Annotated in this window: 10 protein-coding genes; 2 read left to right on the plus strand and 8 right to left on the minus strand. The window is 72.9% G+C overall.

What is annotated here, in order from left to right; all coding sequences use genetic code 11:
• Positions 1 to 32 precede the first annotated feature (32 nt).
• Positions 33 to 1,706, minus strand: a complete 1,674-nt coding sequence (locus tag FGE12_RS02445) for a PD40 domain-containing protein (protein ID WP_153864553.1) — start codon at positions 1,704 to 1,706, stop codon at positions 33 to 35.
• A complete protein-coding gene (trmFO, locus tag FGE12_RS02450; RefSeq protein WP_153864554.1) occupies positions 1,706 to 3,064 on the minus strand; it encodes a methylenetetrahydrofolate--tRNA-(uracil(54)-C(5))-methyltransferase (FADH(2)-oxidizing) TrmFO in 1,359 nt (452 codons plus the stop codon). The genes FGE12_RS02445 and trmFO overlap by 1 nt, the downstream gene beginning before the upstream one ends.
• 283 nt (positions 3,065 to 3,347) lie before the next feature.
• On the opposite strand from trmFO, the gene FGE12_RS02455 reads away from it, so the two are divergent.
• Complete coding sequence (locus tag FGE12_RS02455) at positions 3,348 to 3,734, plus strand: TraR/DksA C4-type zinc finger protein (protein WP_153864555.1); 387 nt, start codon at positions 3,348 to 3,350, stop codon at positions 3,732 to 3,734.
• 20 nt (positions 3,735 to 3,754) lie between these two features.
• Here the strand turns inward: FGE12_RS02455 and FGE12_RS02460 are convergent, their stop codons facing one another.
• The 6 genes from FGE12_RS02460 to pgeF form a co-directional block, all read right to left on the minus strand.
• The gene (locus FGE12_RS02460) at positions 3,755 to 4,474 is read right to left on the minus strand and encodes a hypothetical protein (RefSeq protein WP_153864556.1); all 720 of its coding nucleotides are present in this window, start codon (positions 4,472 to 4,474) and stop codon (positions 3,755 to 3,757) included.
• A 143-nt stretch (positions 4,475 to 4,617) separates the two neighbouring features.
• Positions 4,618 to 7,170, minus strand: a complete 2,553-nt coding sequence (gene topA, locus FGE12_RS02465; RefSeq protein ID WP_153864557.1) for a type I DNA topoisomerase — start codon at positions 7,168 to 7,170, stop codon at positions 4,618 to 4,620.
• A 12-nt stretch (positions 7,171 to 7,182) separates the two neighbouring features.
• Positions 7,183 to 8,274 carry a DNA-processing protein DprA gene (locus FGE12_RS02470; RefSeq protein ID WP_370458856.1) on the minus strand — a complete coding sequence of 364 codons (1,092 nt, stop codon included), beginning with the start codon at positions 8,272 to 8,274 and terminating at the stop codon, positions 7,183 to 7,185.
• A gap of 187 nt (positions 8,275 to 8,461) precedes the next feature.
• On the minus strand, positions 8,462 to 9,760 hold the full coding sequence (locus FGE12_RS02475; RefSeq protein ID WP_153864558.1) for a LysM peptidoglycan-binding domain-containing protein: 1,299 nt from the start codon (positions 9,758 to 9,760) through the stop codon (positions 8,462 to 8,464).
• A 26-nt stretch (positions 9,761 to 9,786) separates the two neighbouring features.
• The gene (locus FGE12_RS02480) at positions 9,787 to 10,599 is read right to left on the minus strand and encodes a tetratricopeptide repeat protein (RefSeq protein WP_370458857.1); all 813 of its coding nucleotides are present in this window, start codon (positions 10,597 to 10,599) and stop codon (positions 9,787 to 9,789) included.
• Between the two features lie 150 nt (positions 10,600 to 10,749).
• Positions 10,750 to 11,580 carry a peptidoglycan editing factor PgeF gene (gene pgeF / locus FGE12_RS02485; RefSeq protein WP_153864560.1) on the minus strand — a complete coding sequence of 277 codons (831 nt, stop codon included), beginning with the start codon at positions 11,578 to 11,580 and terminating at the stop codon, positions 10,750 to 10,752.
• Positions 11,581 to 11,770: 190 nt separating this feature from the next.
• On the opposite strand from pgeF, the gene FGE12_RS02490 reads away from it, so the two are divergent.
• Complete coding sequence (locus tag FGE12_RS02490; RefSeq protein ID WP_370458858.1) at positions 11,771 to 13,363, plus strand: diguanylate cyclase; 1,593 nt, start codon at positions 11,771 to 11,773, stop codon at positions 13,361 to 13,363.
• The last annotated feature ends 12 nt before the right edge of the window (positions 13,364 to 13,375 follow it).

Here is a 13,375-nt window from a genome sequence, read left to right on the forward strand (position 1 = left end):
GCTTAGGGAGTGCGGGCGCGCGCGCAAGAAACTCACGGTACGTCCCCGGCCGCGTACACGCCGGGCGTCTGGCCGTGGTCCACCACGTAGACCACCCGCCCGCCGTCCTCGCCCACGAAGAAGGCGGGCAGCTGCACCCCCTGGTCGAGCGTGCGCTGCTTGCCGGACTCGAGGTTGAGCACCGCGAGGTCGAAGCGGTTCGCCTCCATGCGCGCGTAGCTCACCAGCGCGCGCCGGCCGTCCTCGCTCAGCTCGTAGGTGTAGATGCCGTCCGCGAGCTTGCGCGCCGCCGGGGTGGTGCCCACGTCCGCGGCCGCTGCGCCCGCCTGCGGCGCTGCGGCCTGCGCCGCCTCGGCCGGGACCTCGAGCAGATCGCAGGAGCGGCCCTGGCGGATGCAGTTGGTACGGAACACCAGCGACTCGCCCTTCGTCGAGAAGCCGTAGCCGAAGACGCCGCTCTGGGCGCGGGCGGCCTTCTCCTCCCCCAGCGCGTAGGTGAACAGGTCCACCGAGTACACCGGCTTGGTCACGCGCGAGAGGAAGGCGAGGCGCTTGCCGTCCGGGCTGAAGCGGTAGTTGGGCACCCGGAAGCCGAGCTTCTTCGGCTCACCGTCCGGCAGCTGCGCGAGCGTGAGCGTGCCCACGCCGCCCGGCTCCGGCGGCGGCACGAACCGGGCGAGGAAGGCCACCGCGCGCGAGTCCGGCGAGAAGGTGATGTTCTCCACGCGCTCGCCCAGCGTGCGGCCCGGAGCGCCCGAGGCCGGGCCCACCACGACGCTGCCGGACTCCTGCGGGGACTTGCCGTTCTCCGTGCGCGCGAGCCACTTCCCGTCCGGACTGAAGAGGAAGCGGTGGGTGCCGCCCGCGATCCGCTTGGGCTGGAGCTCGGGGAAGCCGGCCACGTAGAGATCGTAGAGGCTGGAGCCGTCCGTGCTGCGCACCTGGAAGGCCACGTGCTTCGAGTCGGAGGCGACGGTGAAGTTGCCCACCTGGGTCCCGAGCTTGTGCGGGGCCGTGGGCTTCGCGGTGGACACCACCTCGAGGCCGCCGCCCGCGGTGAGGCGGCGCGTGTAGAGCAGCCACTGCCCATCCGGGCTGAAGTCCGCGGTGGCCACGTCGCGCGCGACCTCCTGGAAGGGGCCGGCCGGCAGCGCTCCCACCTTGAGCACCCCCTCCTCCACGAAGGCGAGGTGCTTCGAGTCCCGGCTGGGCAGCAGGTAGGTGACGCCGCGGCCCACGCGCTGGGGCGCTGCGTCCTGGTCCTGCAGCGCGAGCACGTTCAGGTCCCCGGACTGCCCCGCCGGGCTGTAGCCGGTGAGGTAGAGCAGGTAGTGGCTGTCCGGCGTGAAGAGCATCCCGCCCGGCACGTTGCTCACGCCGTCGCCGAGCGCGCGCGGCTCGGCGCCGCCCGCGGTGGACACCACCCGCGCGCTGCCCAGGCGCATCTGGGGCGGGATTCCGTCCAGCGCCGGCTTCTTCGCCTGCACCAGGTACACCGCCCAGCGGCGGTCCGGGCTGAGGCGCAGGTCCTGCGCGTTGCCTGCGGCCAGCAGCGTTCCTTCGGGTGCGGCGGCGCCGCCGGGGGCCGCGGGAGCGGCCGGGGCCGGCGCCTTCGCCTCCTCGTGGCCGCGCTTGCAGCCTGCGCCCAGCGCGACGAGCACCGAGGACAGGACCACGACCTGGACCGACACCGACCGCACCGCCATCACGCGCTCCTCTGCAGGGGTTGAGGCGCGGGGACCGTGGAGAGCCAGGCCTGCAGGTCCGCCTGCGCGCGCGCAGCGTAGCGCGAGCGCTTCTCCGCCTTCTTCACCCTTCCGGGCAGCGGCGGGAAGAGGCCGAAGATGACGTTGGAAGGTTGATAGTTGTAGTCCGGCGGGTGCGCCTCGCCGGTGACGTGCCGGTAGAGCGAGCCCAGGGCGGTGGTGGCCGGGGGCGGCACGAACTCGCGGCCGGTGAGGCGCGCGTGCACCGCGAGCGCGGTGAGCAGGCCGCAGGCGGCGCTCTCCACGTAGCCCTCCACGCCGGTGATCTGCCCCGCGAAGAAGAGGCGGCGCTCGGCCTTGAGCGAGAGGTCGCGCTCGAGCAGGCGCGGCGCGTCGATGAAGGTGTTGCGGTGGATCTGCCCCATGCGCAGGAACTCCGCGTTCGCGAGCCCCGGGATGGCGCTGAAGATGCGCTTCTGCTCGCCCCAGGTGAGGCGCGTCTGGAAGCCCACCATGTTCCAGCTGGTGCCGGCGCGGTCCTCCATGCGCAGCTGCACCACGGCGTACGGCGCCTGGCCGGTGCGCGGGTCCATGAGCCCCACCGGCTTCATCGGCCCGAAGGCGAGCGTGTCGGGCCCGCGCTCCGCCATCACCTCGATGGGCAGGCACCCCTCGAAGTAGCGCGGCTCCTCGAAGGCGTGCGGCACCACCTTCTGGCCCGTGCGGATGGCCTCGACGAAGGCGTAGTACTCCTCGCGGTTCATCGGCAGGTTCAGGTAGTCGTCGCCGTCCCCCTTGCCGTAGCGGCTCTGGCGAAACGCGATGCCCTGGTCGATGGAGTCCCCGGAGACGATGGGGGCGATGGAGTCGTAGAAATAGAGCTTCTGGCCCACGTAGCGCTCGAGCTCGCGGGTGAGCGCGTCGCTGGTGAGCGGCCCGGTGGCGATGACCACGGGCCCCTCGGGGAGCCGCTCCACCTCGCCCGGCTGCAGCTGGACGGCCCCGTGCACGGCCCCGGTGACGGCGGCGCTGAAGGCCTCGCGGTCCACGGCGAGCGCGTCTCCGGCCGGCACCCGGTGCGCGTCCGCGCAGCCCAGGATGAGCGACTGCAGCTTCCGCAGCTCCTGGTGCAGCAGCCCCACGGCGCTCTCCGGGTTGTCCGAGCGCAGGGAGTTGGAGCACACCAGCTCCGCGAGCCCGTCCAGCTTGTGCGCCGGCGAGCGCTTCTGGGGCTTCATCTCGCACAGCGTCACCGGCACCCCGCGCCGCGCCAGCTGCCACGCGCACTCGCTGCCCGCGAGCCCGCCGCCGATCACCGTCACCCGCTGACTCGACTCACTCGACACCGTGTCCGCCATCGCACGTCTCCCGCCGTCAGAAGCCCGGCAGAACAGCGCCGGGCCTTTGCCTGTTAGCAGGAGTGGAGGGCGATTTCTAAGGGCCAGCGAGGCCGGTGGGGACGCGCGTCCCCGCGGCCCCGGAGCCTGCCCGTCTGCCCTGCGACCTGGCGCCATCCCTGCGTCCCGCCTGTCGGTTTCCCACCCCCACTGTCACACCTAGGTTTGCTCCGTTCCTCGCTCCGGCCCGCGGGCCCACGCGAGCGCAGTTCACGACGGATTTCGAACCTGGAGCCGCAGGCACATGACCCGAACCAAAGACCTCCGCAAGCTGCGTGAGATCCTCCAGCGCCGCCGCCGCGACATCCTCGAGGCGAGCCTGGGCGTGCACCGCGAGCTGCGGGCCCTGAAGGATCAGGAGCGCGACCCCGAGTACGAGGAGAACGCCCAGTCCGAGCTCGCCGACTACACGCTGTCCAGCCTCATGGAGACCCAGCGGCGCGAGATCATGCTCATCGACGCGGCGCTGCGCCGCATGGACGAGGGCAGCTTCGGGCTGTGCGTGGACTGCGACACCGAGATCCCCTTCGAGCGGCTGGAGGCCCTGCCCTTCGCCATCCGCTGCGAGGAGGACGCCACCCGCCACGAGCACGAGATGCGCGGCGGCCCGATGGCCCTGTACTCGCTGTAGAGGAAGTGCCGGGAGCGGGCCTAGCCCGCCCCGGTCCCTGCGGCACGCAGGCTGCCGCTCTCCGTCCGGCTGTTGCGCCGCGCGAGCGCGCCCTCCAGCCGCAGCGCCTGGCGCGCCAGCGCCTCCGCCCGCCGCTTCGCCGTGGTCGCGAGCAGCCGGTGCGCGAGGAGGCAGCCCGCGCTCACCGCCCCCGCCACCACCGCATGGTCCACCAGCAGCGCGCGCAGGCCCTCGCGCACCTCGCCCGAGAGCACGGGCGTATGCGCGAGCGCGAGCAGGCGCGGTGCGGCGCCCCCCACCCCGGCCAGCAGCGCGAGCCCGCCGAGCCGCGGCAGCCAGCGCAGGCGATTGCCCAGGCGCGGCGAGGCCTCGGCGAGCGCCGCGTCCAGCGCCGCGTGCACCGCCTCCTGGCCCTCGGAGGCGCGCCGCAGCCCCTGCTGCACGATGGGCGCGAGCGGCTCGTGCGGCGAGGCCGCGCACAGCTTCGCCGCGCGCTCCAGGTTGCCGCTCGCCACCAGCTTGGAGACCTGATCCATGAAGGGAGAGGGGCCCTGCCCCCCGCGCGCCATCAGCGCGAGCGAGCGCTCCGCGGCGAGCCCGAGCGCGAGCCCGCCCAGCCCCAGGGTGAACCAGAGCGCGGGGCCGCCGGCCTGCGCGCGAGCGAGCAGGACCTCGAGGCCCCCGGAGGCGGGGCCTGCGCCCAGCGCTCCGGCGCACAGCTGCGCCACGTTCGCGTTCATACCCACTGCGAGTTCCTCAGGAGACCCCGGCCCGTGGTCCCGCACGCCGCGGCCGTTGCAGCGCGGTGCTGCGGCTTGTACGGGGCGGGCGGCTCACGCGTCAAGCCGCCCTCCCCTTCGTCCAATACGTCAGGCCGCCGACGTCACGCTGCCGACGTCGTGGCGGCGAGGTTCAGCCCGGCGCCGGGCTCGGGGGCCTCGCGCCGGTAGTCGCACTCCTTGTTCGGGCACTTGATGAAGGCGCCGTCGCGCTTGCTGAACTTCTGCAGCAGGTAGGGGCTCTGGCACTGCGGGCAGCTCTCGGCGAGCGGCCGGTCCCACGCCGCGAACTTGCAGTCCGGGTAGCGGTTGCAGCCGAAGAAGATCTTGCCCCGGCCGCTGCGGCGCTCGGTGAGGTAGCCCTGCTTGCACTCGGGGCAGTCCACCCCGATGGAGATGGGCTTGCTCGTCTTGCACTCCGGGTAGCCGGAGCACGCGAGGAAGCGCCCGAAGCGCCCGCGCTTCACCACCATGGGCTTCTCGCAGTTGGGGCACTTCTCGTCCGTGGTCTCCTCCTCCACGACGACGATCTTGCCGTCCACCTCCTTGAAGTCCTTGGTGTTCTTGCACTCGGGGTAGCCCGAGCAGGCGAGGAAGTGGCCCATCTTGCCGAACTTGATGAGCAGCGGGTTCCCGCACTTCTCGCACGGGATGTCCGTCTTGATCTCCTCGCGCTTCACGTCGCGCATCTCGGCTTCGGCCTTCTCGAGCGTCTCCTTGAAGGGCCCGTAGAAGTCGTGCAGCACGCTCTTCCAGTCCACCTCGCCGTCGGAGATCTGGTCCAGCTTCTCCTCGAGGTTGGCGGTGAAGGCGGCGTCCATCTCCTTGGGGAAGTGCTTCACGAGCATCTCGTTGCACATCCCGCCGAGCATGGTGGGGCGGAAGCGCCCCTCCAGCTTCTCCACGTACTTCTTGTCCTGGATGGTGGAGAGGATGGCGGCGTAGGTGGACGGACGGCCGATGCCGCGCTCCTCGAGCTCCTTCACCAGCGTGGCCTCGCTGAAGCGCGGGGGCGGCTGGGTGAAGTGCTGCTCGTGGACGAGCTTCTGGAGGTTGAGCTCCTGGCCCTCCTCGAGCGGGGGTAGCTCGCCGGTGGCCTCGTCCGCGCTCTCCTCGCCCGCGGCCTTGGCCTTCTCCTTCTCGCTCTCCTCCTCGGGGGTGAGCCCCGCGCCGTACACCGCGAGGTAGCCGGGGAACTTGAGCGTGCTGCCGGAGGCGCGGAAGGTGGCGCGGGCGGCGGTGATGTCCGCCGCGGTCTGGTCGTAGACGGCCGGCATCATCTGGCACGCGACGAAGCGGTTCCAGATGAGCTCGTAGAGCCGGTACATGTCCTCCTCGCCCATCTGCTCGAAGAAGCCGCGCACGCGGGTGGGCGGGTACTCGAGCGAGGTAGGGCGGATGGCCTCGTGCGCGTCCTGGGCGCTCTTCTTCGTCTTGTAGACGAGCGGCTCGGGCGGCAGCGAGTCCTTGCCGAAGGTGGTGGCGATGAAGCCGCGCACCTGCTCCACCGCGTCGTTGGAGAGGCGGGTGGAGTCCGTGCGCATGTACGTGATGAGCGCCACCTGGCCCTCCTCACCCAGCGCCACGCCCTCGTAGAGCTTCTGGGCGAGCGTCATCGTCTTCTTGGCGCTGAAGCCCAGGCGGTTCGCCGCCTCCTGCTGCAGCTTGGAGGTGATGAAGGGCGCGGGCGCGTTGCGGCGGCGCTCCTTGCGGTCCACCTTGGCCACCGTGTAGCGCGCGCCCTGCAGCTCGGCGACGAGCCCCTCGGTCTGGGCCTGGTTCGTCAGCTCCAGCTTCTTGCCGTCCACGCGGCTGAGCTTCGCCTTGAAGGGCGGGGGCTGCTGGCCTTGCAAGAGCGCCTCGAGCGTCCAGTACTCCTGGGGCACGAAGGCCTTGATCTCCTCCTCGCGCTCCACCACCAGGCGCACCGCCACGCTCTGCACGCGCCCCGCGGACAGGCCGCGGCGCACCTTCTTCCAGAGCAGCGGGCTGATCTGGTAGCCCACGAGCCGGTCGAGGATGCGGCGGGTCTGCTGCGAGTCGTAGTTGTCGCGGTTGAGCTGGCGCGGCTGGGCGATGGCCTCCTGGATGGCCTTCTTGGTGATCTCGTTGAACATCACCCGGAACTGGTTCTGGTGCCCCAGCTCGTCGTGGATGTGCCAGGCAATAGCCTCGCCCTCGCGATCCGGGTCGGTGGCGAGGAACACGGTGTCCACGCCGCGCGCGGCCTTCTTCAGGTCGCCGAGCACCTTCTCCTTGCCCTTGATGACCTCGTACTCGGGCTCGAAGTCGCGCTCGATGTCCACGCCCATCTTGCTCTTGGGCAGGTCCTTCACGTGCCCCACGGAGGCCTTCACCGTGTAGCCGGAGCCCAGGTACTTCTTGATGGTCTTCGCCTTCGCGGGGGACTCCACCACCACCAGGTAGTGCGGGCCCTTGCCGCGCCGCTCGGGGGCCTCCTCGGCGTCGTCGCCCTCGGCGCTGGCCTCCACCGTGGCGAGCGCCTTGGCGGAGCCCTTCCCTGCCGCCTTCTTCTTGGCGGACTTCTTCTTGGCGGTCGTCTTCTTGGCTGCGGCCTTGCGCGCCGCGGGCTTCTTCGCCTCTGCGGTCTCGGGCGCCTCGGTCTCCGCTGCCTCTGTCTTCTTCTTCGTCGCCATGGGTTCTCCTACCTAGACCCTCTCGTAAAGCTTTCCCGGGTGCTGCACGATCAGCCCCTGCATCTCCAGCTCCGACAGCGCGCTGGCGAGCGCCGCCGGGTCCAGCTCGCTGCGCAACAGCACGTCGTCGAAACCCCGGGGAACGCGTTCCAACAATCGATAGGCGGCCTTCGCTTCCGCGGAGGTCGCGTCCAGCTGCACCGGCTCCTCCGGCCTCACCACCTGGCTCGGCTTCAGCCCGAGCGCCTTCCACACGTCGTCCGCCCCCCGGCACAGCCGCGCCTGCCCGCTCTCGATCCAGTCGTTGCACCCCTCGGCGGTGGGGTTGCGCACGTCGCCCGGTAGGGCGAGCACGGGCCGGCCCTGCAGCACGGCGGCCTCCGCCGTCCGCAGGCTCCCCGACTTCTTCCCGGCCCTCAGCACCAGGACCGCGTCAGACGCGCCGGAGATGAGTCGGTTGCGCCGCGGGAAGGAACTCTTGCTCGCCCGCACCCCGGGAGGCAGCTCGCTGAACACCCGGCCGCCGCCCCCGAGCAGGTGGGGGATGAAGCCGGCCTGGGCGCTGTCCAGCTGGTCCAGCGCCGAGCCCATGAAGGCCCAGGTGTCGCCGCCCGCGTCCAGGGCGCCCCAGTGGCAGGCCTGGTCCACGCCCACCGCCGCGCCGGAGACGATGCAGCCTCCCTCCTCGGCGACCTGGCGGGCGAGCGTGCGGGCGTAGGGCAGGAAGCCCTGCTCCGGATGGCGGCTGCCCACCATGGCGATGCGCCGGCGGGGCGCCCCGGGGGCTCCCCGGTAGAAGAGCAGCGGCGGCGCGTCCTCCAGGCCGCAGAGCCGGTCGGGAAAGGCGGGCTCGCCCTGGAACGCGATGCCCACGCCGGCCTCGGCGCAGCGCTCCTGGATGCGCGCGGCCACGCTCGCGAGCGAGGAGGCGCGCAGGAGCAGCTGGCGCAGGGCCGGGGGCACCGGGGCCTCGGGCACCCAGTCCCGCGTGGGCAGCTCCAGCAGCGCGCCGAGCGCGCCGCCGCAGTGGGCCCTCAGCTCCCGCAGCGTCTTGGGCCCCAGCCCGGGCGCAGCCCAGAGCGCGAGCTCCGCGCGGGATTCCACCGACAGTGTGTCGTTCGAAGCGTCCACCGTACCCTTCCCCCATCCGGCCGCATCTATAGGTCCTATATAGATGATGGGCCCGACAGGGCGGCGGACACTTAAACAGGGCGCGGCCGGCGGTCAAGCCAACCCGGCGCCCCCTCCCCCCGGGACTCCACACCCGGGGTGAAGGCAGGGGGGGGCCCCGCTAGCGCTGCGCGGAGGGCGCGGGGGCCACCCGCATGAGGGCCCGGTCGCCCGGGACCACCTCGCGGATGGAGCGGGTGAGGAGGCAGTTGGTGGTGCGGTCCTTCACGTCCACCGCGAGGCACACCGCCACGTCCTCGACCGGGAGGTCGGGGTTCTGGCCCTTGGCGGGGTTCATGAAGTTTCCGCCCAGGTCCTGCTGGCGCACGATGGTGAAGGTGTTGCCCTGCTGCACGCCGTCGCTGCGGCCGCGGTCGAGCACGACCTCGGTGTGCTCGCCGTAGAGGGTGAGCGCGGGCTCCAGCGCGGTGATGACCGTGGCCTGTACCTGGCGCTCGTTGGGGCGCGGCGCCACCGTCTCCGCCAGCTGCTCGCCGTAGGGGCCCACCAGGTCGCCGCGGGTCACCTCGTCCCAGGTCTCCTGCACCTGCGCGGTGACGAGCTTGTCGGAGACGCGCGTGACGCGCAGCACGCCGAGGAACTTGGTGAGGTAGCCCACCTTGGCGCCGGACAGCGGGTGGTGCACCAGCCTGTCGGTGCGGAAGATGACGTAGCGGTCGCCGAGCTTCGCGTTGCCCTTGTTCTTGAAGCGCACGTAGACCGTGTCCGGGTACGAGAGCATCAGCGCCTCGGAGAAGGAGCTGTCGATGCGCCCCGCCTCGTCGAGCTCGCGCGAGGTGACGAAGCCCGCGTGCACCACGCGCCGCCCCTGCTTGGGCACGAAGCCGATCTTGCCGCTCACCGTCACCTGGCCCTCGTCCGCCGCCTCGAAGGCGCTGGGGGCCTCGAGGTCGCCGCCGCTGGAGGGCAGCTCCGTCGCCGCGACGGCCGGCGCCTGCTGCGCGCCCGACTCCACCCGCGAGGGGGCCTCCTCGCCCGCGGGGAAGAGGCGCACCAGGTTGCCCGGGTAGATCCAGTGCGGGTTCGCGATCTCCGGGTTGTAGGACCACACCTTGGGCCAGTACCAGGCGTTGCCGAGGTAGCGCTGGGAGAGATCCCAGAGCGTGTCACCCGGCACCACGGTGTGCACCTCGCCCGGGGCCGAGACGCGGCCGCCCTGCGGGGCGCGCGCGGGCGCATCCGCCACGTCGGCGCCCTGCGTCTCGCTGCCCTCCTGCTGCTCGGGGGCCTCGGCGTCCTGGGCGTCGTTCTGGGTGTCGTTCTGCGTGCCTTCGGACTGCTCCGAGGGCTGCGGGGCCGCGGGGGCCTGCTGGGCGCGCGCCGCGAGGGGCGCGAGCGCGAGCCCGAGGCCGAGGCCCAGGCCGAAGCGGAGCGGGGAGGAGGTGCGGGGGGAACGCATGGAGCGACGTCCTTTCAAAATCTGCGTCAACGCGGGAGCGAGGCGAGCCGCTGCTCCGCCTGGCTGGCGGCGGCCGTTCCCGGGTACTGCGTGAGGAGGCGGTTGTAGAGCTCTCGGGCCTCGGTGGACTTCTTGAGGCGCAGCTGGCACTCGGCGAGGCGAAGCATGCCGTCCTGGACGGCGTCGCCGGCGGGGTAGCGCTTGAGCAGCGCCTCGAAGGCCTGCGCCGCCTCGGGGAACTCCTGCAGGCCCATCAGCCCGAGGCCGCGGAAGTAGAGCGCGTTGTCCGCGCGGGGGTGGCGGGGGTTCTCGTCCGCGAAGCGCTCGAGGCGCGCCACCCCACCCTCCACGTTGCCGGTGCGCAGCGCCGCCACCGCCTGCTCGTACTCGGCCTCGAGCACGTCGGGGTCGCGGGCGTCCGGGGGCAGCGCGGCGCGGCCGGCGGCCGGGGCGGCGCCGTCCGCGGCGGCGGCAGGCGCAACGGCCTCCGCCTCGCTGATGAGCATCTCCATCTGCTCGGCCGCCGGCTCCACCACGGGCACCGCGGTGGGAAGCGGCGGCGCGGGCTGCAGCTTGGGTTTGAGCTTCACCACCGCGAGCTCGGGCGGCGCACCGGGAACGCTCGCCACAGCGTCCCCACCCGCGGCGGCGGGGCCTGAAGGGGGCCCCGCGGGAGGGCTCGCGGTGGAGGCGCGGGCGCGGCCCACGGTGTCGCGCAGCTCCAAGCGCTCGAGGCGCTGGGCGAGCCGGGCGTTCTCCGCACGCGCCACGCGCAGCTCCGCCTGCAGCTGCTGGAGCTCGCTGCGGCTGGCGGCGTTGGTCGCGCACGCGGTCAACACCCACAGCGGGGCGATGGCGAGCAGACGGCGGATGGGGGGCGCTCCGGATCGAGAGATGCCGGGAGGATACGGACCGGGCTCTCGGAGCGTCAAGAAATCGGCCCGCCCGGGACGGGGGCACGCGCGGGGGGCTGCGCGTGCGCTTCGCTCCTACCCGAAGGCGTGCACGGCGAAGCTCAGGTGGCGCCCGCTGCGGCCGGCGTCCCGGCGGTGGGAGAAGAAGCGGTGGGCATCGCACGCCGTGCAGTCCGGCAGCACGTCCACCTGCCCCTCCCCGAGCCCGGCGTCCCGCAGGCTCTGGCGCACCGCGCGCGAGAGATCCAGCCGCACCCGCCGCCCTGCCCCGTCCACGTCCACCACCCCGGGGCCGAAGCGCGCCCGGAAGCGCTCGCCGAGCTCCGGGGAGACCTCGTAGCAGCAGGCCTGGATGCAGGGGCCCACCGCCGCGAGCAGCCGCGAGGGCGCGCTGCCCTGCGCCGCGAGCGCCTCCACCGCCCGGCCCACGATGTTCGCCTCGGTGCCGCGCCAGCCCGAGTGCACCGCGGCCACCCGGCGCCCCTCGGGGTCCACCAGCAGGATGGGCACGCAGTCCGCAGTCGAGACGCCCACCCACTGCCCCGGCGTGTCGGTCCACAGCCCGTCCGCCTCGCCCTCCGTCGGCGGCGGTGTGGCCGTGGGCGCCCCGGAGGGGGCGTGCACCCGGATCACCCGGTCCCCGTGCACCTGGGAGACCCGGTGCAGCGCGGCGAGCGGCGCCCCGGCGAGGGCGGCGAGGCGCCGGTAGTTCTCCTCCACGTGGGCGCGCTCGTCCCCCACCGCGAGCCCCAGGTTGAGGCTCTCGAAGGCCCCCTGTGAGACGCCGCCGAGGCGGGTGCTGAAGCCGTGGGGCACGGGCAGCAGCGCGGAGCGCACGAGGCTGGACGCAGGGGGCCCGCTCGGGCCGGGGTGCGGCGCGGGGCTCTGGGGACGGGTGCTGGACATGGGGCTCCCGGAGGCGCCCGGGACCGCCCGGGCAGGGCCCCACAGTGCCCGAGCCGCGGGAGAGGACAAGGGCGAAGCGCGCCCGGGGTGCTGAGGTGTACGGCGAGGTTTGACACTGTCAGCCCCCTCCCCCGAGAATCGAAGCTTCCGGGGTCGGTGGGACCGATACCTGGGGGGGAGCTCCGCATCCGTGACGCTGCTGCGCCTGGACACCGTCGGCAAGAAGCTCCTCTGGGGCACGGCCGTGCCCGGCACGGTCCTGGCGCTGGCGTCCGCGGGCTGGCTGTGGGGCGAGACCCTGGTGCCGGTGCGAGACGTGCTCCGGGTGGCGCTGGTCTTCAGCTGCGGGCTGCTCGCGGCCACCACCGTGTCCCTGCACCTCTTCCTGCGCCGGCCGCTGCGCCGGCTCAACGCCGCCATGCTGCGCGCCGAGGAGGGCGACCTCCTGGTGCGCGCGCACGTCTCCGGCGTGGACGAGCTCGCGCAGCTGGGCGCCTCCTTCAACCGCATGCTCGCGCGCCTCACGGCGATGAAGGCGGAGGAGATCGACACGCGGCGGGACCTCGCCGCGGCGCGCGGCATGCTCGCCTTCAAGGACGAATTGCAGGACCGCCTCGTCGAGCTCGCCCTGCTCTTCGACGTGGCGCGCTCGCTCAACGCGACCCTGGAGCTGCCCGAGCTGCTCAGCCGCATCACCGGGCTGGTCTCCGAGCGCCTGCGCATCTCCACCTTCTCCATCATGCTCACCGGCGGCGCCGGCGAGCTCGAGGTGAAGGACGCCTACCCCTCGAAGGCCGAGGTCGAGGGCGTGTGCTTCTCGGTGGGCCAGGGCGCCTGCGGCCGCGCGGCCCAGGCGCACCGGGCGCTGTACCTGCCGGACCTGCGCGAGGAGGACAGTGGCTTCGCGCGCGCGGGGCTCATCGCCGAGGAGGGGGGCGCCCTGCTCTGCGTGCCCCTGGTGCACGCGAGCGAGCTGCTGGGCGTGCTCAACTTCCACCGCCGCGACCCGGGAACCTTCTCCAGCTCGGAGATCGATCTGCTCACGGCGGTGGCGGACCAGGCCGCCATGGCGGTGAAGAACGCGCGCCTGCACGAGGAGACGGTCGCCCTCACCATCACCGACCCGCTCACCGGCGTGCCCAACCGCCGCCACCTCTTCGCGCGCCTGGAGATGGAGCTGGCGCGCGCGAGCCGCTTCGGGACGCAGGTGTCCATCTTGATGATCGACATCGATCACTTCAAGCTGCTCAACGACGCGGCGGGCCACCGCGCCGGCGACGACACGCTGCGCCGGGTGTGTAGCCTCCTGCGCGGCGCGGTGCGCCAGGTGGACACGCTCGCGCGCTACGGCGGCGAGGAGTTCATGCTGCTGCTGCCCCAGGTGACGAAGGCCGAGGCGCGCGAGGTGGGCGAGAAGCTGCGCCGGGCCGTGGAGACCCACGTCTTCCCGAACGGCGCGAGCCAGCCCTCCGGCAAGGTCACGGTGTCCATCGGCGTGGCGAACTGGCCCGTGGACGCGACCGAGCAGGACCGCCTGGTGGACTGCGCGGACGCGGCGCTGTACGCGAGCAAGCGCGAGGGGCGCAACCTGGTGACCGCGTACGCGACGGGCATGGAGCTGCACCCGGGGCGCGCGCGCGGCCCGCGCACCACCAGCCGCTCGGAGCTGCCGGCCGCCCTGCCCTCCCCGCGGGCCGTGAGCCGCCCGGAGCTGCCCGCCGCGGTCGCCTCGAGCGGGGGCGCAGGCCGCCCGCCGCAGGGCAGCTCCGGCTCGACGACCTGAGCCGGGCTCCCG

It is taken from the genome of Aggregicoccus sp. 17bor-14 (genome assembly GCF_009659535.1).
Classification (GTDB): Bacteria; Myxococcota; Myxococcia; order Myxococcales; family Myxococcaceae; genus Aggregicoccus.

Coding starts and splice junctions, on each gene's coding strand:
- FGE12_RS02445 (WP_153864553.1), bottom strand. CDS start 1,706: ATGGCGGTGCGGTCGGTGTCGGTCCAGGTCGTGGTCCTGTCCTCGGTG.
- trmFO (WP_153864554.1), bottom strand. CDS start 3,064: ATGGCGGACACGGTGTCGAGTGAGTCGAGTCAGCGGGTGACGGTGATC.
- FGE12_RS02455 (WP_153864555.1), top strand. CDS start 3,348: ATGACCCGAACCAAAGACCTCCGCAAGCTGCGTGAGATCCTCCAGCGC.
- FGE12_RS02460 (WP_153864556.1), bottom strand. CDS start 4,474: ATGAACGCGAACGTGGCGCAGCTGTGCGCCGGAGCGCTGGGCGCAGGC.
- topA (WP_153864557.1), bottom strand. CDS start 7,170: ATGGCGACGAAGAAGAAGACAGAGGCAGCGGAGACCGAGGCGCCCGAG.
- FGE12_RS02475 (WP_153864558.1), bottom strand. CDS start 9,760: ATGCGTTCCCCCCGCACCTCCTCCCCGCTCCGCTTCGGCCTGGGCCTC.
- pgeF (WP_153864560.1), bottom strand. CDS start 11,580: ATGTCCAGCACCCGTCCCCAGAGCCCCGCGCCGCACCCCGGCCCGAGC.